The 21,839-nt window shown below is 63.7% G+C and carries 23 protein-coding genes and 1 pseudogene; 4 read left to right on the top strand and 20 right to left on the bottom strand.

The window, feature by feature from the left end:
• Positions 1-102 precede the first annotated feature (102 nt).
• The 10 genes and pseudogenes from ACPQ6D_RS14145 to ACPQ6D_RS14100 all read right to left on the bottom strand — a co-directional run bounded on the left by ACPQ6D_RS14145 (position 103) and on the right by ACPQ6D_RS14100 (position 9,099).
• Complete coding sequence (locus ACPQ6D_RS14145) at positions 103-732, bottom strand: response regulator (RefSeq protein ID WP_423224987.1); 630 nt, start codon at positions 730-732, stop codon at positions 103-105.
• Entirely contained in the window at positions 729-3,314 is a 2,586-nt protein-coding gene (locus ACPQ6D_RS14140) for a sensor histidine kinase (protein ID WP_423224986.1), read from the bottom strand. The genes ACPQ6D_RS14145 and ACPQ6D_RS14140 overlap by 4 nt, the downstream gene beginning before the upstream one ends.
• A 187-nt stretch (positions 3,315-3,501) precedes the next feature.
• A complete protein-coding gene (locus ACPQ6D_RS14135; RefSeq protein WP_423224985.1) occupies positions 3,502-4,314 on the bottom strand; it encodes a DUF6544 family protein in 813 nt (270 codons plus the stop codon).
• A gap of 162 nt (positions 4,315-4,476) precedes the next feature.
• Positions 4,477-5,787 (bottom strand): hypothetical protein, encoded by a 1,311-nt coding sequence (locus ACPQ6D_RS14130; RefSeq protein ID WP_423224984.1) that lies wholly within the window; start codon positions 5,785-5,787, stop codon positions 4,477-4,479.
• Positions 5,788-5,825: 38 nt separating this feature from the next.
• Entirely contained in the window at positions 5,826-6,668 is an 843-nt protein-coding gene (locus tag ACPQ6D_RS14125; RefSeq protein ID WP_423224983.1) for a CPBP family glutamic-type intramembrane protease, read from the bottom strand.
• Positions 6,669-6,672: 4 nt separating this feature from the next.
• Positions 6,673-7,173, bottom strand: coding sequence for a flavodoxin domain-containing protein (locus ACPQ6D_RS14120; RefSeq protein WP_423224982.1), 501 nt, complete (start codon positions 7,171-7,173; stop codon positions 6,673-6,675).
• A 16-nt stretch (positions 7,174-7,189) separates the two neighbouring features.
• Entirely contained in the window at positions 7,190-7,852 is a 663-nt protein-coding gene (locus tag ACPQ6D_RS14115; RefSeq protein ID WP_423224981.1) for a TMEM175 family protein, read from the bottom strand.
• Between the two features lie 6 nt (positions 7,853-7,858).
• Positions 7,859-8,233 (bottom strand): hypothetical protein, encoded by a 375-nt coding sequence (locus ACPQ6D_RS14110; protein WP_423224980.1) that lies wholly within the window; start codon positions 8,231-8,233, stop codon positions 7,859-7,861.
• 47 nt (positions 8,234-8,280) lie between these two features.
• Positions 8,281-8,601: pseudogene (locus tag ACPQ6D_RS23795) on the bottom strand (DUF8058 family membrane protein).
• Positions 8,602-8,709: 108 nt separating this feature from the next.
• Positions 8,710-9,099 carry a hypothetical protein gene (locus ACPQ6D_RS14100; protein ID WP_423224978.1) on the bottom strand — a complete coding sequence of 130 codons (390 nt, stop codon included), beginning with the start codon at positions 9,097-9,099 and terminating at the stop codon, positions 8,710-8,712.
• A gap of 496 nt (positions 9,100-9,595) precedes the next feature.
• Here ACPQ6D_RS14100 and ACPQ6D_RS14095 point away from each other — a divergent pair, with 496 nt between their 5' ends.
• The 4 genes from ACPQ6D_RS14095 (at position 9,596) to ACPQ6D_RS14080 (ending at position 12,564) form a co-directional block, all read left to right on the top strand.
• Positions 9,596-10,162, top strand: a complete 567-nt coding sequence (locus ACPQ6D_RS14095) for a DUF1269 domain-containing protein (RefSeq protein ID WP_423224977.1) — start codon at positions 9,596-9,598, stop codon at positions 10,160-10,162.
• 138 nt (positions 10,163-10,300) lie between these two features.
• Positions 10,301-10,846, top strand: coding sequence for an HdeD family acid-resistance protein (locus tag ACPQ6D_RS14090; RefSeq protein WP_423224976.1), 546 nt, complete (start codon positions 10,301-10,303; stop codon positions 10,844-10,846).
• 48 nt (positions 10,847-10,894) lie between these two features.
• Positions 10,895-11,515, top strand: a complete 621-nt coding sequence (locus ACPQ6D_RS14085; protein WP_423224975.1) for a hypothetical protein — start codon at positions 10,895-10,897, stop codon at positions 11,513-11,515.
• 260 nt (positions 11,516-11,775) lie between these two features.
• Positions 11,776-12,564 carry a hypothetical protein gene (locus ACPQ6D_RS14080; protein ID WP_423224974.1) on the top strand — a complete coding sequence of 263 codons (789 nt, stop codon included), beginning with the start codon at positions 11,776-11,778 and terminating at the stop codon, positions 12,562-12,564.
• A 23-nt stretch (positions 12,565-12,587) separates the two neighbouring features.
• On the opposite strand, the gene ACPQ6D_RS14075 is transcribed toward ACPQ6D_RS14080, so the two are convergent.
• The 10 genes from ACPQ6D_RS14075 to ACPQ6D_RS14030 all read right to left on the bottom strand — a co-directional run bounded on the left by ACPQ6D_RS14075 (position 12,588) and on the right by ACPQ6D_RS14030 (position 21,795).
• A complete protein-coding gene (locus ACPQ6D_RS14075) occupies positions 12,588-13,685 on the bottom strand; it encodes a CPBP family intramembrane glutamic endopeptidase (RefSeq protein ID WP_423224973.1) in 1,098 nt (365 codons plus the stop codon).
• Between the two features lie 150 nt (positions 13,686-13,835).
• Positions 13,836-14,801 (bottom strand): acyltransferase family protein, encoded by a 966-nt coding sequence (locus ACPQ6D_RS14070; RefSeq protein WP_423224972.1) that lies wholly within the window; start codon positions 14,799-14,801, stop codon positions 13,836-13,838.
• Between the two features lie 8 nt (positions 14,802-14,809).
• A complete protein-coding gene (locus tag ACPQ6D_RS14065; protein ID WP_423224971.1) occupies positions 14,810-14,971 on the bottom strand; it encodes a hypothetical protein in 162 nt (53 codons plus the stop codon).
• Between the two features lie 404 nt (positions 14,972-15,375).
• On the bottom strand, positions 15,376-15,942 hold the full coding sequence (locus tag ACPQ6D_RS14060) for a class I SAM-dependent methyltransferase (protein ID WP_423225060.1): 567 nt from the start codon (positions 15,940-15,942) through the stop codon (positions 15,376-15,378).
• Between the two features lie 567 nt (positions 15,943-16,509).
• Positions 16,510-16,755 carry a class I SAM-dependent methyltransferase gene (locus ACPQ6D_RS14055; protein ID WP_423224970.1) on the bottom strand — a complete coding sequence of 82 codons (246 nt, stop codon included), beginning with the start codon at positions 16,753-16,755 and terminating at the stop codon, positions 16,510-16,512.
• Between the two features lie 2 nt (positions 16,756-16,757).
• Entirely contained in the window at positions 16,758-18,026 is a 1,269-nt protein-coding gene (locus tag ACPQ6D_RS14050; protein ID WP_423224969.1) for an alpha/beta fold hydrolase, read from the bottom strand.
• Positions 18,027-18,173: 147 nt separating this feature from the next.
• A complete protein-coding gene (locus ACPQ6D_RS14045) occupies positions 18,174-19,358 on the bottom strand; it encodes an ATP-binding protein (RefSeq protein ID WP_423224968.1) in 1,185 nt (394 codons plus the stop codon).
• A gap of 78 nt (positions 19,359-19,436) precedes the next feature.
• Entirely contained in the window at positions 19,437-20,621 is a 1,185-nt protein-coding gene (locus ACPQ6D_RS14040) for a M28 family peptidase (protein WP_423224967.1), read from the bottom strand.
• On the bottom strand, positions 20,618-21,247 hold the full coding sequence (locus tag ACPQ6D_RS14035; RefSeq protein WP_423224966.1) for an NAD(P)-dependent oxidoreductase: 630 nt from the start codon (positions 21,245-21,247) through the stop codon (positions 20,618-20,620). Before ACPQ6D_RS14035 ends, ACPQ6D_RS14040 begins: the two co-directional genes overlap by 4 nt.
• Positions 21,244-21,795: a TetR/AcrR family transcriptional regulator gene (locus ACPQ6D_RS14030; RefSeq protein ID WP_423224965.1), complete on the bottom strand. Its 552-nt coding sequence runs from the start codon at positions 21,793-21,795 to the stop codon at positions 21,244-21,246. The genes ACPQ6D_RS14035 and ACPQ6D_RS14030 overlap by 4 nt, the downstream gene beginning before the upstream one ends.
• Between the last annotated feature and the right edge of the window lie 44 nt (positions 21,796-21,839).

The raw sequence follows: 21,839 nt of genomic DNA, 5'->3' as shown, positions 1-21,839 counted from the left end.
CCCCGCCGCGGGGAGAGTATCGGACTGGTCAAGTGGATAGGAGGGGTGGAACCTGAAACGTGACAACGTGACAACGTGACAACGTGACAACGTCCTAACGCCTCACACCATCCTTCGCTGTATCGCTAACGTCACCGCCGACACGCGATTGTCCACACCCAACTTGCCCAGGATGTTGCTGATGTGATACTTGACGGTGGAAAGACTGACGACCAACCGCTCAGCGATTTCGGCATTGTTCAAGCCCTCGACCATCAGCTTGAGCACTTCGCGCTCGCGTTCGGTCAGGGATTCAGGCTCCTGCGCCTGCTGGTTGGCGCGCACCAACGCCTGGGCGGCTTCGGATGAGAGAGTCATCTTGCCCGCCTTGGCCGACCTGATGGCTGCGGCCAGCTCGCGGGCGGTGACGTTTTTCATCAGATAACCGATCGCACCCGCGCGCAGCGCGTTCTGCACCAGTTCATCTTCTTGGAAGCTGGTCAGCGCGACGATTTGAATCGCGGGGTGCTGACGTTTGATGGCCTGGGTGGCGGCGATGCCATCCATCACCGGCATCATCAAGTCCATCAGGATGACATCTGGCTGCAGGAGGCCTGCGCGCGCCACGGCCTGTTGACCGTTCTCCGCCTCTCCCACCAGCTCCAAATCGGAGTTGACGCTGAGGAAAGCGCTCAGGCCAGAGCGCACAACCGCATGGTCGTCAACGAGCATGACACGAATTTTATTGTTCATGATCTTTCCTTATCCCACACCACCGACACCTGTGTCCCTTCCCCCGGCTCACTGTAAACGCTCAATTTTGCGCCGATGGCTTCGGCCCGTTCGCGCATGATGCGCAGGCCCAGGTGGTCGGCAGCCACCCCGTTGGGGTCGAAGCCTGCGCCGTCATCGGCCACGGTCAGGCGTACCGGCTCTCCCAGGCGCAAGGTGACCACCGCCTGCGTGGCCCTGGCGTGCTTGACCACGTTGTTGAGCGCCTCCTGGGCGATGCGGTACAGCCCCACCTGCACGTCGGGAGGCAACCGACGCTCGCCCTCCGCGCTGAGCTGCACCACGATGCGCGACCGGCCCACCATCGCCTCGGTCAGTTGTCGCAGCAGGGTGGCCAATGGGACTTCCGTCAGCGCGTTGGGTCGCAGTTCCACCAGCAGGGTGCGCATCTCGGCCAACGCGCCGCGCGTGAGTTGGCGCAGCTCCTCCAACCGGCGCCGGCCCTCGGCCGGATTCATGTCCCACAGGTCGGGGATCACCTCAGCGATCAGGGTGGTTGAAAAGAGGGTCTGCGTAACCGCGTCGTGCAGATCGCGGGCCAGACGGGTGCGCTCAGCGGCGACGGCGTCCAAGGCGGCCTTCGCCCGCAGCCGTTCGTTGGCCGCATTCAGCTCCTCGGTGCGCTCGGCAATGCGCTGCTCGAGCTGGCGGCGGTGCTCGGTCGCCTGATTGGCCAGCCGTTCGGCGGCGCGCTTTTGAGCGTCAATGTCGTTAATGAGGCCTACCAGGTAGAGTGGTTTGCCATCCGGGCCGCGCACCAGGCTCATCGAAATCTGCGCCCAAAACACTTCGCCGCCCTTACGCATGTAACGGCGTTCAGTGATGTAGTGGCTGGTCTCGCCGGAGAGCAGCTGCTGGAACTGCTCGGTGGAGGAGGCGAAATCGTCTGGATAGGTCACCAGCGCGGGGCTTTGTCCGATCAACTCCTCGCGTTCATAGCCGAGCATCGCACAAATCGCCGGATTGGCATCAACCACGACGCGGTCGAGCGACATCAACCCCATGCCCACGGCTGAGTTCTCGAACATGGCGCGGAAACGGGCTTCCGACTCGGCCAGCGTCTGCTGCGATTTCTTCTCCTCGTTGATGTCCTCGATCATGCCGACAATGTACTGTGGCTGGCCCTGCTTATCGCGCACCAGCGCGAAGTTGATTCGGCCCCAAAACTGGCTGCCATCCCGACGAAGGTAACGTTTTTCGATCAGGTACTGATCGCGCCTGCCCGCGACCAGATCCAGGAACAACTCCCGATCTATGAGGCGATCTTCCTCGAAAACCATGTCCGAAGGATTGGTGCGGTATATCTCCTCTGGACTGTAGCCGGTGATGCGCGTCGCGGTGGGATTGACCTGCACAATGCGGCGGTCGAGGGTCATCATGGCAATGCCTACGGCCGCGTTGTCGAACACAGCCTTGAAGCGCGCCTCAGAGGCGCGCAGCTCCTCCAGGGCGCGCTTGCGCTCGTCAATATCCTCCGCAATGACGACCAGGTAAAGCACCCGGCCAGCGGCATCTCGCACCGGGGAGATGCTCTGGCGCATCCAGTGGATGCGGCCGTCTCCATGGACGTAGCGCTTTTCGACCTGGTACGCCTTGCGCTCCCCGGCCAGGACTTCCGCAAACTCCCGGCGGCCCACATCCCGATCTTCGGGGTATGTGATGCTCTGGCCGCCCAGCGCTATAAGCTCAGACTCGCTGCGCGCGGAAAGCTCCTGCAGCACCGGGTTGACGGCTAACACCCGGCCATCTGGGGCGATGATGCTGATGCCGATGGCCGCATTCTTGAAGATCGCCTCGAAGCGCGCCTCCGATTCCGCCAATATCGCGTCTTTACGCTTCTGCTCGTCAATGTCCTCCACCATGCCCACCAGGTAGGATGGCTGACCCTGGGCATCGCGCACCAGGGAGAGGGTCAGCCGCGCCCAAAAAATCTCGCCATTCTTGCGCACGTAGCGCCGCTCGACGCTGTAGTAGCCACGCTGACCGGCCAGCATCTCGGCGAAACGATCCATGCCCACCCCAGCGTCGGGCAGATAGACGTTGTCGCGGTCGTTGCGCTGTCGCAATTCCTCCTCGGTGTAGCCGGACATCCGACAGACCGCCGCGTTGGCGGCCAGGATGTCCCCCTCCAGCGACAGCAGGCCTATGCCGATGGCGGAGCTTTCGAACGCCGCGCGGAAGCGCTCCTCCAGCTGCTGGCGCTCGGCCTCGCGCTGCTGCAGGGCGTCAGCCATGCGGTCAAAGGCCTGCGCCAAATCTTGCACCTCGCCCAACCCGCGCACTGCAGAGGCGCGCGCGCTCAGGTCGCCGCTCTGCACGCGCTGCACCGCGGCCATCAGGTCGGCGAGAGGACGCAGAAAGAGACGCTCGCTGCCCTGCCAGGCCAACGCCAACGCGATCATCAGCACCAACCCCATGAACCCCAGCTCCCACAGCGACCAGGCGCCGAAAATCTGCAGCGCCAACACGGGGAGGATGGTCAGCAGCGCCAGCAGTAAGAGCCGGCCCCGCACACTGTTGAGAAAACCGCGCATGGCGAACATCTAGTGCTCCTGATTGTTCGGTATCAAAGGCGCCGCGGGCGCGCACGCAGCCGGGGTGAAGAGGAGCATGATCAATCGGAGGCAAGCACGTCTGAATGGCATGATGGGTCTCTTGCAGAGATTGCAGTCGGGGGAGCGAACCCACAGATTGTAGCAGGGAGGGCGAAGAGCGTCTAATCTGGACCGCCTACTTCCCCTTTTGACGGATATATGCGCTCACATCCACGTTGTAAACCACGTCTTCGAGCGTGAACACGGCCCAGGGCCGGCCCTGATCCAGCCAGGTGGCGGAGCCGGTTGCGCTGAGCGGCGTGCCTTCGATGGCGGGGCCTGGCACGCTGCGGGTGATCCACAGGATCTTCTTGGCCTGGTCGCCCGCATCCCGGTAACGCATCGCCTCCATGCTGTCTAGCAGGCCCGTTTCAGGGTTGAAGCGCATGACGAAATTCTCTGGCTGGTCGCCAAAGGGGACAAACAGCAGAGCGGTGCGGTCGTCAACCGCCTGCCAGCGCGCGCGGCCGTCGGTGAGCCAAATGGCTGGGAACCAGTTCGCCTCCGCCCAGACCGCCAGGTTGGCGCCCTGGTTGATGCTGGCGTCGTTGTCATAGGTCGCGAACGGCAGCTCGAACAGACTTGCCCCGTCAATGTAGCGCTCGTTCACCCTGGCGATGGGCAGCCCGAACCAGGTCGCTTCGAAATAGTGGCGGTAGTCCTTGCCCGTGTTGTGGATGAAGATGAAGCGGGCCGGCAGCGTGACGCCAATGGTCATCTTCGCCCGTCCCTTAATGACGACCGTCTCGATGACCGGAACCTGGTCGCCGTACACCGTCCGGTAGAATCGCTCCACTGGGGCCGGCAGACCGGCGGGCAGGGGCGCGGTCTTCAGCGCGGGCGTTCTTTCCGCGTGAGGTGGAAACGGGCTCGGCCGCACCTGCAAGCCTAGCCAGCCGAGAGCGACAATCGCCGCCAGGACAACAACAACCCACAACCAGATCCTCATACGACTCAGCCTCCTTATTTTTCCTGCGGTTGAGGTGATTGGCCGCAGTATAGACCCTTCGTCGCAAAAACTCCCCCCGCCACAGGGGGAGTTCGCGCCTGGTCAAGTGGATAGGTAGAGAGCTGAGGAGGCTGCGGGTGGGCTTATTGATTGGGCGCCCGCCTACGAGGGGAGCTCAGCCACCAGCTGGTCGAGACACTGCGCGACGCGCCGGGCATCCACCGCCGTGTGGCAGAAACTGGTGGCCACGGTCAGCACCCCTTGAAATGTGCTGAGCGCCAGGAAGAAGCCCGGCGGGTAGAGCACCGGGCCAACGCCGTAGGCGTCGGTCACGGGCGCGTCGCCGAAGTCCACCCCGGCCGGATCGAGCACACCCATGTTCGAGAAGAACGGGTGCGTCTTGCCGGTCTTCGCGCCAGACATGGCGGAGACCGCCAGGCGCTGCGCGAGGACATATGGCAGCGCCAGCGCCGCTTCCAGCGCCAACGCCTGACCCAAGCCGGGCAAGCCTGCGCTTGCGGCGCTGCGCGCGGCGTGGACCTGCGCCAGCGCAGCCTCGAAAGTCGCTCCAGGCTCGCGGGTGATGGTAGGATAGATCGAGGCGGCCAGGTTGCAGATCCCGGCCGCCCTGCCGCCGGGCAGATAGCGCCGCAGGTTGACCGGCTCTTGCACGGGCAACGGCACGCTGGCCGACGGGTCAAGCACATCGAACAGCGCCCGGTAAAACGCAGTCAACAGCACGTCGGAGAAGGAAACGCCGCGATCATGTGCATAGGCGCCGATAGCCTTCACTCGATCCATAGGCACCCGGCGGATAAGCAGCGTCCGGCCGGTCAGATCGTTACTCTGCGCCGGGAAGCCCCAAGCGGGCGTTGGGATCGCACTGTGCCGCAACGCGGCCAGCAGCGCGGGGGGCGCGATGCGCCGAAAGACCTGCCCCAGGCCGCGCGCGCCTGTCAGGTTGGCGCGGGGTACATAGCCTGGATCAGCGCCCAGGGCGCGATAGGTGGCTGCCAACAGCCCGGCGTACTCGATCACTCCACCTCCATCGGCTACCGCGTGGTTGAGTTTGACGCACAGCAGGTCATCAGCGCCGCGGAATAACCGCGCCTGCGCCTGCGGCCCTGCCGCCAGGTCGAGGGGCGTCACGATGTAGTGCGCCAGCGCGGCCTCAGGATCAGCCGGCGTCTCGATGGGGCAGTGATCCCGCTCGTCCAAGCCAGGCAGACGGGTCCAAAACGGCCGCCAGGGATGGACGACAAAGCGACAGCCGAGCACCGGCTCCGCGTCCAGGGTGAGCCGGACTGCCCGCGCCAACCGCGGCGCATCAATGCGGCCGGCAAAGCGAATCACGCAGTGCAGCTGCTGATCGGCAGCAGCCAGAACGAGATGCTCCAGCCGGTCCATCGCCACCGATGGCAAGCGCGGCGGGATTTCATGGCAGGCAGGTGATGCAGGCGGTGCGGCTTTCATCCCGAAACCCTTCCTCTGCTCATGCTAGACAAGTGCGATCAAAACCCGAACAGAAAGCGCACGAAATCAATCAGCCAGTGAAACGCGATGGCGGTCTCCAGGTTGCGCCGGAGCTGCAGCAGCGCCATCGGCAGCCCGAAGAGCAGGCTGGTGGCCGCCAGCATCGCCAGGCCCATGGGCGGATTCTGCAGAAACAGATCCGGCAGGTGGTTCAGGCTGTGCGGCACGACGGCGAGGGCGACGGCGGCCGCGGTGACCCAACGTCGCGACGGGCTGGCGCGGAGCAGATACAGGCACAGGGCCAGGACGAAGAAGCGGAAGATGATCTCCTCGTGAGTGGCTGGGCTAAGCGCCTCGAACGCGCTGGCGAAGACGTTCTGGAAGCGAACTGCGCCGGCGTTGAGGTAGAAGTAGAGATTATTGAGGGCCGCCAGCGGCAGCGCCACCAGCGCGCCGAAGGCCAGGCTGCGGCCGATGGCGGCCAGCGGCGGCCGGAACGCCGGGACGGCGCCCGCGGCCAGGTCGCGGAACAGCGCGGTCCCGCCCGTGAAGCAGAGCCAGACTGCCGCCCCCTCCAGCCCGCTCCACAGCGGGCTGGGATCGTGCTGCGCGTGCGACAGCCCGCTGACCGCCGCCAGGGCCAGCCCCGTCAGGGCCGCGGCTAGTGTCAGGTTGCGCCGCTTCAGGATCAGCACAATGCCGGCGGTCGCGGCCAGCGCCATCTGCGACCAATCCCAGATGCGGGTCATGTGATTGGTGTTGCCGAGCGGCAAGATGAGGTTGGACGCGTACAACGCCGCATAGATCAGCGCGATGGCGGCGACGCCGAGCCAGCCGGCGTTGAGCCGGCGCGGAAGGGTGATCGTTGCTTGTGTGATCATGATTTCAACTCCAAAGGGCGCCAGCCCACTGCTTAATCTGGCCCCAGTCGCGATGGTCCGCTTCGACCGCCTTGACCATCTTGGCAATGACCTTGTCGAGGAACGAGAGGCGACTGAAGTCCATCTTGCCCTCGAAGTAGACCGCTTCGGCGGTGTTCAGCAGCGGCCGAACGGCGTTGAGGTAGGCGGCGCGGGCGGTTCGGCTGGTCTCGTCGTCGCCGGTGTTGAGCATGTGCACGGTGAAGAGCGCGACAGGCAGGCTGTTCAGCGCGGCCTGGTTGGCCTTGACGAAATCCACCGCCTCAGGCAGCCAGGCGCCCATACGGATGGCGCTGCCCAGCACGACCGCGGCGTAACCGTCCAGCTTTGGCTTTTCCTTCAGCAGCTTCACATCCACAGTGCAGCCGCGGGCGGCCAGGGTTTCGGCGATGGCGGCCGCGATCTCGGCCGTGGCGCCGGCGCGGGTGGCGTAGGTGACGAGGACAGGCTTGTTCATGGTTTTCATTTCTTGTTCCTTGTGATTACTTGGCGGCCGCCAGTCTCCTCGCGCGCCGCTGCATGATCCGGAGAATGATAATGGTGATGACGGGAGACATCCACCAGGCCGTAATAATGGCAACGAAGTCAACCCACGCCAGCGGAATAGACAGCAGGAATGCGGTCGGGCCGACCGACAGCAACACCCGACGGGTGCGGATGAAGGCATCGCTCACTTCCGGTCTGAGCAGGCGGCGCTCGTGGGAGGCGTACCACCAGATGGCATTCATGGAGAAGCCCGTGAAGGCCATTGCCGCCGCGTAGACTGCCGGGCCGATAGGCAGGTAGTAGTATTGCCCCAGCAGCCCGGCAACAAAAGGCATGAGGGCAATCGAGAGCAGAAAGAGCATATTGAGCGCGGCCAGCCGGCCGTCCATGCGGGCCATGCAGTTGAAGTAGCGGTGATGGGAACTCCAGTATACGCCGATAACCAGGAAGCTGATGAGGAAGCTCAGGAAGCGGGGGGTGAGCGCGGCCAGGGCCTGCAGGAGCTGCGGTGAAGTGGCCGCTTCTCCCAGTTCGGGCAGCTTCAAGTCCACGGTCAGCAGGGTAATTGCGATCGCCATCACCGCGTCGCTGAAAAAGACCAGGCGCTCCAATCCGAGGTCTGGGTGTTCCTGTTCAACTGGGCGATGTTTCAGCGGCATGGCGGTTCAACTCCTGATCAGGCCACATGGGTACTGCGTAATTCCAGTATAGCCAAAGGAAAGAACAAACTCCCCCGTCGCTGGGAGGGGGATGGTGATGGTCAATAGCTGGAATGTGACTGTCGTCCCCGTGATGGTTGGTGGTTGTGTAGCCGTTGGCGCGGGCATCGCCGTCGGCTGGAACTCGCCGGGGATGGCCCGCGTCATGGCGATGAAGACCTCTGGCGTGGGGGTGGCCGGTTCGATCGTGGCGACCGTCGTTGCCAGAGCCAACGCGTCAGTTGACTGGCCGGTTGGGGCTTTCCCTGTGATGTTAATGCAAGAGACCCAGGTCATGGCTACGAAGATGAACAGGGTCAAGAGCAAGGCTCGTTTCTTCATGGTCGGATCTCTTTCTAGCTCACCATAGAGTTGCCAACTCGCGGGCGCTATGCCCACGTCAAAGCCCAGACACTAACCCCGTCGACCGCCAGCAGCACTGCGAACATGCCGACCAGCGGCCACTGGCCAAGTTGGGCGAAGTAGCCAGGGCTGACGACTGCGGTGTAAGCCACCAGCCCCGCGGCGAACAGGGCCAGCTTCTTGCCCTAGACTGCACCGCGCAGCAGGGCAATCCCGCCAGTCAGCAGACTGAACGCCGTAGCGAACTCCGCCGCCAGGTGAAAGGCGACGCGGATCGGTTCCGTTCGCAGCTCGGGTACGGCGCCCATGGCCAGGAAGAAGCCCCACTGGCCAGGAAGAAGCCCCACTGGCCAAACATCAGGAGGCCAAGGAGGATCGAGTACCACGCGGAGTGTCTCATCTTTGCATACCTTCAGGGTTGGCATCTGACCCCGGTCAGTTGCCAACCCTCTGCCTCAGCGCGCCACCAGGTAATGCGCCAGCGAGTTGACGACCTTGGCCCCGATCAGCGCGACCATGGCGATCAACGCCTGCGACGGGCCGGCGATGAGGGGCAGCTTGAAGCCGAAGAAGGCGGCGCCCGCCACGACCAGGATCGCCGCACCGAGGATATAGCCGACGATGGCGAGCGGGTGCGTCCACTGGCCGGCCGCGCCCACGTAGCCCAGGCCGCCCTGCGCGCACATGGCAAAACCCAACACGAGCACAATCGCCACGCTGACCTTCGGGTTGGCGAGCAGCGGCAGGTTGTTGCCTCGCAGCGCGAGGAACGTGACGAGGGCGATCAAGGCCGCCAGGATCAGAATGGTCGGGTTGATGACCGTTGAGAGGGACATAGTTTTCATTGTTTCTCCTTGTTTCTCCTTACGTCCGTACGAATTGATCGTAGTATAGACCCACCCCACCAGAAGCTCCCCCGCCGCCGGGGGAGTTCGGGACTGGTCATCTGGACAGGTTATGCACCAGTCGTGTCGTTGCCCACAGTACGTCCTCGCGTAGGATCAGGCGCACCGTCGTCGGCTCTTCGAAGATGGGGCTGTGCACCGACTGCTCGAAGGTGCAGAAGCCTTTCCCTGCTCTCCTCAGCGCATCGAGATGACAAGTGATGACAAGCGAGTTGTCAAGTCTTGCAGAGTGACTTTGAGATTTGTTCTCTCTATAATGGCTCTTGAAGAATGCGCCCAAGCGAGTTCACAGTCGTTCAGATAGCTCAGCGAAGGCAGCCGCAGCAACGGATGGCTTCGGTTCATGATAGCACACGGAACACGCTGAGGCAGGATTGGGTTGAAGATTTACACAGGGAACTGTGAAATTGTGCAGCGTGATGAAAGGAAAATGGCAATGTCAACACTAATCGTCGTAGGATTCAAGAAGGACATGTTCCGGGCTTCGGGCGTGCTGAACGAACTCGTGGACATGAACTATGGCTGGACCATTGATCTGGATGACGCCGTCGCCGCCTATCGCGACTATAACGGCAAACTGCGGATTGATTCCAGCTACCAGATGACGACGGGCGAAGGAGCTGCCTTCGGCGGCTTGTTCGGCTCGTTGATCGGGCTTACGTTAGGCGCGATTGCGGCGCCGGTGACCGCAGGCGCCAGCGCCGTGGCGGCGGGCGTCGTCGCGGCCGGGGCCGCGGGTGGGGCGCTCGGCGCGGCGGGCGGAGCCCTGGATGCCAGGTGGTGGAAAGACGACTTTGGCATCCCGGAGGATTTTGTCCAAGAGATCGGCGCGCAGGTGCAGCCTGGCGACTCGGCAATCTTTGCGCTGCTGCGCTCGGCCGATCCCGCCCTGGTCGCAGCGCAGTTTGGCAGCTATGGCGGCGTCGTGCTGTCAACCACGCTTACGCCGGAGCAATCGAAAAAAGTGGAAGAGATTCTGAACGGCCAGAAGTCATCTCAGTAGATGCAGTTTCCCCGTTTCCAGGGAGTCTGTGGCCCCCGACCGCCGGTCACAGGCCGGCTAGAAGCGCAAGGCAAGATGCTTTCGGCGGGATGCGATTGGCATCCCGCCCGACAAATAACAATTTTACGGAGGTCTTGTATGTTGGACGTATTGACTCAGAAGTGGTGGGCGGTGGCGTTGCGCGGTATTCTCGCCATCCTGTTTGGCATCGTAGCGTTGACGTACCCCGGCATGACGCTGGTATCGCTGGCGTTGATCATTGGCGCGTACGCGTTTGTGGATGGCGTGTTCGCCATCGTGAGCGCATTTGGACACCCTGGGCGCGAAGCCGTCTGGTATGTGCTCGACGGCATCCTCGGGATGGCCGTCGGCCTGGCGACCTTCTTCTTCCCAGGCATTACCGCCCAGGCGTTGATCTTTCTCGTCGGCATGTGGGCAATCATGACGGGCGTCTTCGAGGTGATTGCCGGCTTCGAACTGCCCATCAAGCGGGACTGGATGTTGGTGATCGCCGGCATTGCCTCGATCATCTTTGGGGTGCTCGTGTTTGTCTATCCCGGAACCGGCGCACTGGCGATCGTGGGGTTGATTGGGATTTATGCCCTGGTGTTTGGGGTCAGCATGCTCGTGTTCGGCATCCGCCTGCGCGGTCTGCGCAGCAGCCTGGCGGCCCAACCGGCATGATGTTATCTGAGTGAGTGACAGAACAAATCAAATTAAGGAGATACGAAAATGGCTACGATATTCGAGAAGATGGAGGAGCAGATGCTCCTGGATCAGGCGGCGTTCGACGTGGATATGAAGCACCTGCAGGCAGACTGGGCGCAGGCGAGCGAGGAAACCAAGGCCGCACTCAAGGCGAAAAAGGAAGAACGGAAGGCGAAGGCCCAGGCAGCCCAGGCCAAGGCCAAGGCGGAATTGGAGCGCTTGCACAACGAGACCGATGCCAAGATCAACGCGCTGAAGGATCAGTTGAAGCAGGCCAGCGACAGCCGCAAGGCTGAGATCGAGAAGCACATCGCCGAGCTCAAGGCCGCATACGAAGCGCGCAAGGCCGAACTCGACCAGCGGCTCGCCGAGCTCGAGGCCGAGGACGAAGCGTGGTTGGCCGAGATCGAGCAGGGTCTCGCCAAGCTCGAGGCCGAGGACCAGGCGTGGATGGCCGAACTTGAGGCCGAGGGCGCAGCCTACGACGCGGAGATCGAGAAGCGCGCCGCCGAGTTGAAGGCCGAGCGGGAAGCGCGGCGGGCGGAGAATCAGAAGCGCATCGCCGAGCGCAAGGCCGAGCAAGAAGCGCGCAAGGCCAAACTGGCGCAGGCCGGCGCCCTCATCAAAGAAGCGCTGCGGCCCTAAGGTCTGAAGGCGCACCGTCATCGGCGGGGCATGGCGAACCCTTTGAGCTTTTCAAAGCCGCCTGGGTTCTCCATGCCCCCTTGATTTGCGGCGTGACCGGCAGCAATGCGCAAGAATGCTAAACCAGCCGCCGCAGGCCCGGAAAAACTATTTACGGGGAAAAGGACAGGAACAATCACAACAGGTCTGCAGTTCATGCGTCCGACCTGCGCGCTGAGATAAGTGCGGGTTCGTTCAAGCAAATGAAAGGAGCACGTGAGATGTTGATCGCTATGCACACGGAAGTAGAGTGCATTGATGGGATGGCTGGCCATTGCAGCCACGTCATCGTGGAGCCGAAAGAGTTGAAGGTAACGCACCTGGTCATCGGTGCAAACGAGCGCCCCCCAAGGCCTCAGCGGCCGCCGCGCCTGGTGGTTGAGGAAACCGAAAAGGAGATAATGCTCAAAAGGCCGCGCCTGGTGGTCGAAGAAAATCGGGACCCCGCATCACCGAGGCCGCCGCGCCTGGTCGTTGAGGAAGAGGAGCGTCGGGTAACGCTCACGGCGCCGCGCCTTGAGGTTGAGGAGGACGAGTCTTGGGATACCCAGCGTCTTGTGCCGTGGGATAGGGTGGCCGACGCCACCATCCAAGGGATCACCCTGGACTGCACGGAGCAAGAACTCGCCGCCATGCAAGATTTCATCGAACGCCATTACGTGCGGGTGGCCGTGCCAGACTATCGCAATGGCTCCGAACTGATGCTGCTCGGCGGCAAAATGCCCGAGGAGATCAAGTGGGCGCCGGTGGAGGAGGAACGGGTTCCAGAGAATGAGTTCGCGCTCAGCCGCCGCACGCGCGTGGAAGCGACCGATGGCGAGGTGGGCCGGCTAGGCCCACTGGAGGTTGAGCCAGGCAGCGGGCGCATCACCCACCTGGTGCTGAACAACGGACAACCGTGGGACCGGAAGGGCGTGGCGGTGCCTGCGTCTTTCGTCGAGCGACTCGGAGAAGGAACGGTTCACCTGAAGCTTGACCGGCAGAGTGTGAAAGCGCTGCCAGGGTTGTAAAGGGATAGCGGATTGCTGCAGCATCAGGCCAGGCTGCTGCCCTCACCGCGCCAGATCGGATCGCGCAGGATCAGGGAGGCGGCGACTGCCAGCGTCGCGATCCCATAGACGCCGATAAAGAACGAGAAGGCGCTGTCGTGCGGCGTGAAGCCCACCACGATGATGAAGGCTGCGACCTGGTTTGTGAGCGCATGCAGGAAGGAAGCCAGCAGGACGCTGCTCGACTTGAGCACGGCGTAGCTCAGCACGATGCCCAAGCCCGTTGTGTACAGTGTCATCAGCGCCAGCCCAAGCAACGGGTGGCCCGGATAGTTGTAGCCCATCAGAATGAGCGGCCAGTGCCAGGCGCCCCAGATCACCCCGAGCAGGAGCACGCCGCGCACTCGACCCAGTTTGAACAGCTCGCTCTGCAAGTATCCTCGCCAGCCGTACTCCTCGCCGAAGGTAATGACCAGGCCCAGGATCGGCCCTAGCAGCACGGTTTGCAGCGCGCCCACGATCAGCATGGCAGTGGCATCCAACCCTGGCACGGAGGGCAGGGGTGTCAGCCGGCTCCCACCCAGGCCAGTGACGGCGTTCAGCGCGGCCTGCAGGACGAACCAGGCGACAATGGCCAGCCCGAAGCTCAGCCAGTACTGCCAGTTGCCCCCCGCCAACCCGACCTGGGCCATCGCCTCGCGGCCGGCTGCGGCACGCAACGCCACGAGAAGCAGCAAGCCCAGGAAGGAGAAAACCAGGGGGATCAGGGAGGTCGCCATCTTGAGCGCCGGCTGGTCCGGGGCCAGCCACACGCCTAGCGCGCCCAGCGCATAGACCACTGTCAGCGCCAGGAAGTAGTAGTAGAACCAGCGTCCGCGGCCAGCCCGCCGGTCGCGATGGATCGGGCTTTCGCGGAAGAAGAACAAGCCCAACACGATGGCGCTGAACGCAGGCAGCAACATCTGGAGCTGCAGGATGGTGGTTACCCCGGCAGTGGCGAGGCCGCCGCGCAGGTAAAGGGCCAGATCGAGCAGCCAAGTGAGGCCAAAAGTGAGGCCGAGGAAAGCGCCAACATGTCGCCAGTTTGGCTGAAGAGGGGTATCGGCAAAGGTATCGGTCGTGCCGATGGTGGATTGGTTCATAGCGACCTCCGAGCGAAACAAAATGCGAACTGAATGTACCCGTATCCTGACAAAAATCAGGCGCGAATTCCCCCGTCGTGAGGCGAGTCCGCGCCTGGTCAAACGGCCAGGCGTGGACAGCGCGCTATGGGGCAACTCGCATGGACTGCATCAGCGCGGCTTCATGCCGAACAGAAATCGCAGCAGGTTGACCGGCCGGATCACGAGCCAGTACAAGCCGAGGCAGAGGGGCAGGGAGATCAGCGCAATGATGGCCCACTTGGCCAAGTCAGGCACGGCCCAGCGCACGACGAAGGAGCCCACGGTCAGCAGCACTGTCTGGTGCAGCACATAGAATGGCAACACCGCTTCGTTGGCGCTCGCCAGGAAAGGATGGCCGAAGCGTAGGTGTTGCGCGGCCAGGCCCAGGATCGCCAGCACCCAACACCAGGCGCACAACCCATACAAGGCGAAGAGCGCCGTGTGGTGCGCCGTGCCGAAACGCGGCTCGCCTGCAGCCGTGTACCAGGCGAACAGCCCGAGGGTCAACCCGGCGGCAGCGGCCAGGGAGGCCCAACGCCCGCGGCGCACGCGTTCGTACAACGGGTCATGTGAAACGAGGACGAAGCCGTTCAGAAAGATCGGCAGGTAGCCGAGCAGGCTCCAACCGCCGAAGTAACGACCACCCAGGATGCTGTTAGGGGACGGCAAGGCAACCAATGCCATGATCGGCAGCGCCAGCAGGTAGACGGCGCCGGGCGCGGCCAGCCGGCCGCCCAACCAGGCCAACACCGCCCGCCCTGCGCCCTGGCGGAGCCAGAGAAAGATCGGCAGGAGGATGAGGCTGAAGATGAACAGCATCTCCAGATACCACAAGTGCAACCCCATCCAGGCAAAGTTCCCGCCAAAGCCATACCAGCCGTCGAAGTAATGGGGCAAGAACTGCCAGAAGGTTCCGGTGAACTGGTGATGGGTCGTGCGCTCCAGGTAAACCTGCCACGCTACATGGGTGAAGACGCCCACCGCCAGGGGCGCGAGTAGGCGCAGCGCCCGATCCTTGAGAAACGCCCCGCCGCTGCGATTGCGCAGCGCATAAAAGGTGCTGGCCCCCGAAATGGTGAACAGCAGCGGCATCATCCAGACGATCACCAGCGCGGCAGCGATTTCAGGGCCGGATAGGTGGTGGGGTTCTTGACTGCCAGTCCGGTGGGTCGAAGCGCACTGTGAAAGAGAAAGACCGCCGCAATCGCTAACACCCGCAGCCAGTCCAGCCGAACCGCCGCCGAAGGGGTTGTCGTGGTCGCCATGTCGCGCCTTCCTCTCACCCTTCGCGCAGGTAGAACGCCTGATCAGCACCACCGTGCCCATGCCGATGAGGATCATGGGGCCGAAGAGGTTCCAGGGAATGTCGGCCGGTCAATAGCGGGATGGCGAAGAAAATCGCGGTACAACCGCCCCTTCCCGATAGCGGTTGCGGAAGACCAGGCCGCGCCGATGGCGATGCCCAGCACAACCATGATGCCAGGCCACCACCAGCCGGTGAGAAGCAGGATGCCGATGCCGATCAGGAGCAGACCAGCGGTGATGGGGTTGCAGTACGTTGCCTATCCATGAAATACCTCCTTGCGTTTGGCAGCGATAGATCCAGTTGCATGGCACCAGTATCGCGTCCGACAAACAGAAACCCCCCGTCGCAGGGAGTTCGCCCTGGTCAGAATGGATAGGATTGGCGGGCCCATTGCCCCAGCGGCACGCTCAGCCAGGTACAGATAGCGCTTCCCGGCGTTATGCTGTAGGCGCGCTCGATGCCGTGCGACTCGCCCAGGTGGCTGTCGTACAGAAAGAGATTGCCCTCCGCCTCGAACCGGCTTGGACTTCCAACACAGGCCGGCGGCGGCGCAGGTGAGCCAGCATGGCGGCGCTGTAGTCCCACGGCGATAGGTCCAGCCCAGTTCCCGCAGCGCCCGCGCCAGGTCAGTGTTGTCGGGCAGGATGCACTCGCTCGGATACTGCTCCAACGGCGTGTCCGGCCCGCAGCTCTGGTCGAAGAAGGCGGCCAATCGGCCGCCTCGGCTAACAGGACCGGCAGCCGGCCAGCGTCTCGACGAGGTCGGTGGAAGTAGAACGTATCCACGGAGACGACTACATCGAAGCTGGCGGGCGAAAAATCCAGACGGGACATATCCATCACGCGGAAGTCCAACCGGTCGCGCTTCGACTGGTGCGCCACGTGCGCGATGGCCTGCGGGATGAAGTCAATGCCGGTGACGTGCGCCAGTCTCGTCGGAGAGGTACTCGGCGATCATGCCGTTGCGCAGCCCAGGTCGAGCACGCGAGTGCCGCGGTGATCTCGGATACTTTGATCAGATGGTCGAGGTCCGGCAGGTCGGCAAAACCGTGCTGGCAGCAGGTTGCGGTGACAAGCGCGGCGCAATACTCGCGTTCGTACTGCTCGCCACCGCCTGATAAAACGAGTGCAGAAGTCAGACATGTCTTCCTCATTGCTTTGGCCAACCGCCATAGCATGAACAGGTCGTCGCCGACAAGCACTTTTGCCCCTTTAGCGGCTGAAACGAATGCTGAGCCAGCAGCGCTTGGACGTATGCGATGTGCGTGGGCAGAAGATGTCGAAATCGCCTGCGACTTGTCGTTCATAAGGCGCCTGATCGTTGGCCGGGCGGCGACTGCTGCGTGGTGAAGGCGAACGCCGGCCGGCGCCAGCACGCGCCGCCTCTGCGAAGGTCGTCCAGGTCGCCCATGAAGTGCAGCACGCCGCAGCAGACCACGTGCGCGAAACCGCTCGTCGGATACGGCCAGGGCTTGTTGCCAAGTCTGCAGGGTCAGATCAGCGGCAAACCCTGGCCCGCATCTGCCAGCATGGCGGCGAGAAGTCCATGCCGTGGATCTCCAGCCCGGCTTTGGCGAAGAGCTGCGCCGACAGGCCGCTGCCAATGCCGGCATCCAGCAGCCGCTGGCCGGGCTGGACGTATTCATAGCAAAGCCCGAACAGCACGTCGGCCACGTGGCAGCCGTAGGCCTGCACCTGTTGATCATAATCGGCCGCATACGCGTCGTGTAGGGCAGCGTTCATGATCAGCGCCCCTGCGTCTGCGCCAGCACGGTGTTGACCATCACCTCCACAAAACGGTCCGACTCTGACACCCAAGGCGTGTGCCCCGAATGCTCGAACCAGACGATTTCCTTGTGCGGCGCGTCGAGGACGGCGAAGTACTGTTCGGTCAGCACGGTCGGCGCGTTGACGTCGTGGCGGCCGATCAGGAAGTAGACCGGGACGGCGAGCTTCGTGGCCTGCTGGCGGAAATCCACGTCCCAGAGCTGGGGATAGACCACATCCAGCGTTTCCAGCACGCCGCGGAACCAACTGACCTTGTCGTACAGCCCGTATTCGGGCGCGGCCAGGTCGCGGAAGGTGTTGGCGCCGTTGTCGGCGATGGCCGGGTTGGCGTTCATATAGTTGAAGGTGTCCATCAGGAACGCGGCTTCCTGCCAGGCCACGTTTTTGCCGTAATAGGGCGGCGGGCCTTGCCGGGTCAGCGTCTCAATCTTCTTCGCATCCCCGCGCTCCCGCGCCCAGTTCAGGGCGAAGTCGTAGCACATCCGGTCATTTTCCAGGAAGGCGACCATCTGGCCCGTGCCGACGAAGGCGTGAAACAGCTCCGGGTGGCGTTGGACGAGCATGACGCCCAGCGCGCTGCCCCACGACTCGCCCAGGACGTAGACCTTGTCCTGGCCGAAACGTTCCCGCAGCAGCAGCACCAGGGCGCGGGCGTCCGCGATGTAACGCTCCGGCGTGATGGTGGAACGGTCTACGGCGTCGAACGACTTGCCCGCGCCGGGCTGCTCCCAGTTGACGACGACGAAATGCTCCTCCAGCCCCCCGAGTGCGTAGCGCGCGGTCGCCAGTTGGCTGCCGCCCGGCCCACCAGCCAGGAAGAGCAGCACCGGCTTGGAGGTATCCTTGCCGCGGATCGAAACCCACTGCCGGCTGCCGTTGAGCGTGACCTGCTCCAGCGTGGCGATGCTGCCGGGCAGCGGCTTGCCCTGCGCATCGGTGATGGGCGGAGTCTTGGCGAAAGCCTGCGACGCGCCGACCGCCAAGACCCCCACCAGGAGCAGACCCGCCAGCGAGGCTGCGGCGCCCTTCCAGGCGGGCTGAAGGCGGAAGAACAGAACGAGCAGCGCCATTTCGGCAGCGGCCAGCGGGATCCACGCCCAGGCGGGCACGGCGGTCGCGGGCGGCAGCAGGATCACCGGTAGGCACAGAAGCAGGCTGATGACGAAAGCCAGCACGCTGACGAGCAAGGATAGAATCCGTTTGAGAAGGGTCGGCGTTGAGGTCATGATTGTCCCTCTGACTCATTTTTGTCAGTCATGGCGGAACTCCTCATATGATGTGGCGGCGATCTGAGCTGGCAGCTCCGGCCCACAGTCGCATGATCGCGCATGGCAACGCAGAACTCCCCCGCCGTGAGGGGAGTTTGGGACTGGTCAAGTGGATAGGTCGAGGACGTGGCGTTGTTGTGATCCTAGATCAGCCGCCAGCCGGGACAGAGCCTCGACAGGAAGAGCCGTGATCTGCCGGTCAAGCGCATACTGGTGCTTTCCCGGATAGACCACCCAAAGATGCTCGAGCCCGAGATCATGCAAGGCGACATACATGGAGCGACTGGCGCCGGGCGCATCCGCATACTTGATCTCGAACCCATATGGCTTGCCCCGTACACGGACCAGCAGGTCCAGCTCGGCCCCGCCGTGGGTGGCCCAGAAGTAGGCATCGCGCATGTCCAGCAGCCGGATGATCTGCTCGATGACGAAACCTTCCCATGAGGCGCCCAGTTTCGGATGGGACTGCACGTCTGTCAGTGTGCCCAGTTGCAGCAGCCCATGCAAGATGCCGGAATCGCGGATGTACACTTTGGGCGCCTTGACCTGGCGCTTGCCGATGTTCTCGAACCACGGCGGCAGTACGCGCACCACATAGGCGCCGGCCAGAATGTCCAGATAGCGTCGTGCGGTGACTTCGGAGGCACCCAGTGAGCGAGCGAATTCGGCTGCGTTCCAAAGCTGCCCATGATAGTGGGCGACCATAGTCCAGAAGCGGCGCAGGGTTTCGGCAGGGATGGTGATGCCCAGCTGGGGGATGTCTCGCTCCAGGAAGGTACGCGTGAATGCCTCACGCCAGGCCAGACTGGCCGCATCGTCGTCCGCCAGGAAGGCGCGCGGAAACCCGCCGCGCAGCCAGAGCCGGTCACGTTGGGTGGCATCTACCTCGGTCAGGTCGAAACCAGCCAGATCCACGAAGCCGATGCGACCGGCCAGGGATTCTGATGCCCCGTGCACGAGCTGCGGCGAGGCCGAGCCGAGCAGCAGAAAGCGTGCAGGGTTGTGTGGGCGGTCCGCCAGCACCCGAAGCAACGGAAAAAGCTCAGGCCGCCGCTGCGCCTCATCAACCATCACCAGCCCGGACAGGTTTTCCAACACCGTCAGCGGGGCGGAGAGCCGGCGCGCGTCCACCGGATTTTCCAAGTCGAAGTACGTGGCTGGCTGCTGGTCGGCGATCATCCGCGCCACCGTTGTCTTGCCGCATTGGCGCGGCCCCAACAGAGCGGCAATAGGGTGAATCGCCAGCGCAGCCTGGACTTGGGCGATGACAGCAGGTCTTGAGATAAGCATGAAGCTATTATATCCTTGAAAATCCAAATGTCAACTTTGGATTTTCAAGGATCATGTGCGGGAGATGCGTGGATGGGTTCAGCCCGCCACGATCTCCCGCACCACGTCTACCACCTCGACCAGCTTCGCCACGCTCACCTTGTCAATCGTGTCGGCTTGGAAATGGGCCAGGTTGAACGCGCCGGCCGAGCTGAAGGCCAGCGCTGGGACGCCGCGGAAGGAGAAGGTCGAGTGGTTGCTCTGCGGCCACGGCTCCACCCACTGCACCGCGGGGCAGTGCGCGACGATCGCTTCGATCCGGCCGGCCTGCTCCGGTGACACGTTGAACGCGGCGACCGTGTTGCGCCCGGCCACATAGCCCGCGCCGTCCATGTTGATCGCCAGGGAGATGTCGGCGAAGGACGCCTCGCCTGCGCGGCGCACGTACTCGTCATCGCCGATCGGCAGGTATTCCTCGCCGTCGAAGGCGATGAACTCCAGATCGAACGGCAGCGCTATCTCGCGGAGCGCCTCGGCCAGCGCCAGCAGCACAGCGACCCCGCCCGCGTTGTCCAGCGCGCCGGGGGTGTTGATGCGCGTGTCGAAGTGCGCCATCAGCACAACCTTCCTGGCGGGCGCGTCGGCTGGCCGGACGCCGGGTTTGCGGGCCACGATGTTGCGCGCGGTCGCGGAGAACTTTGCGCACTCCAGCCGCAGATGGAGTGGGCCGGGCCGGGCCAGGATGCGTTCGATGGTCGCCAGAGGCGCGGTGGCTGCGGGGAGATCCAGTTCCCAGTCGGCGGTGAACTGCTCGTATTGGGGCGTGGCCGGCGGCGGGGCCAGCAGCGCGGCCGGTCGTTTGCCTTCCAGCGCGGCGATGATAGCGTCGTCGCGCTCCCCGCGCAGGAACCACGACTTGGCCGACAGCGGCTCGGCCACCAGCTCGCCGTGCAGCAGCGCGATCTTACCGGTCAGGTCGGCCGCAGCCAGCTCGTCCAGCGTGGACGCGGGGACGGCCGCCGCGGTCACATCGCACGCGGGCGAGAACGCGTTGGCCTGGACCGGCAGCGGATCGCCCGCGCTGCTCAGCCACGCGCCCCGGCAGTCCCAGCCGGTGCAGGGGTAGGGCTGCTCTTCCACGGCCAGGCCCAGGGCGCGAAAAGCGTCTCGAATATAGTCGGCCGCGGCCTCGTTGGCCGGCGAGCCGATGGGCCGGCAGCCGAGCTCGACGGCCAGTCTGCGCAGGTGGCGGGTCAGTTGGGCGTGCATGAAGCCTGACCTCAATAGCTGACCACCGGCATCTGCCGGATGTACTTGTCTGCGCGTAACTCCTTCAGCACAAAATCGGCGCCGTCAGCGCGGGCGACGTGCATACCGGAGTCTTTGCCCAGGTAGCCGACGCGGTACTTGCCCGTGCCCGGCCCATCGGTCAGCCGCGGGAAGCGAACGATGGTCCAATCCAGGTCGCTGCCGCGGATCACCGCCACATTGGCGGCCGAGTCGCGCAGAACTGCGCCGGCCAGGAGCGTCAGCAGCCCCTTCATCAGGTGATCCACCAGCGTGGGCCGATCCTGCGGATCGCGCACACCTGCGCCCGTGGTGGAGATCAACCGGCGCACGCCGTGCTGCCGCATTGCCGCAACGATGTTCCTGGCCGCGGTCTCCATCATGCCCGGCACGGGCGGCCGTGATGGCCCCAGCGCGCTGATCACCGCATCTTGCCCTGCGACCGCGCGTGCGACGGCGGCCGCGTCCGTCGCGTCCCCCTGGCACAGGGTCAAGTTGGCATGCTGCAAGTCCAGCCTGGCCGGGTTGCGCACAAAAGCGGTGACAACATCCCCCGCCGCCAACGCTTGCTCCACGATATTGATGCCCGTTCCGCCCGATGCGCCGAAAACAACGATTTTCATGCTTCCTCCAAAATCAGGGTGTCCAGATAGGCGGCCACGATGCGCAGCGGCGTAGCGCTATGCTGCGTGCGGCTCAGGATGATGCCGCCTTCGATGGCCGCGGTGATGAATGTGGCCTGCTCGGCGGCGCGGGCTGGCGCCGCGCCGCGGGCCAAGAGATACTTCTCGAAGGCGGCGATCAGCAGCGCATAGGCCGCGCGGCATGCCAGGTTGATGCGCTCGCTCGTGGTCGCCGTCTCCATCGCCACCGCGGTGAGCGGGCTGCCCGCCGCATAACCGCTGGCTTCCACGCTCTCGGCGATGCGCTGCACGAACGCCCCCAGGCCGATCTCCGCCAGGTGCTCCTCGATACGCGCGGCAACTGTCCGTGCGCCCTCCAACACGGCCTCGCTGACGAGTTGGTCTTTGCCATCGGGAAAGTAGTAGTAAAGCGATCCCTTCGGCGCGCCGCTCTCGCGGATGATCTCGTTCAACCCGGTCGCGTGGCAGCCCTGTTTCTCTAACAGGGCGCTCGTAGTGTGGAGGATTTGGTCGCGTGCGGCGGTCATCAGCATGTCCTTCTTGACAAAGTCGTCGAATGGCGAGATTATAC

The sequence above is a fragment of the Candidatus Amarolinea aalborgensis genome, assembly GCF_900491745.1.
Classification (GTDB): domain Bacteria; phylum Chloroflexota; class Anaerolineae; order SSC4; family Amarolineaceae; genus Amarolinea; species Amarolinea aalborgensis.
Note: the sequence above shows the minus strand (reverse complement) of the source record. Positions and strands in the feature narration are given on the sequence as shown.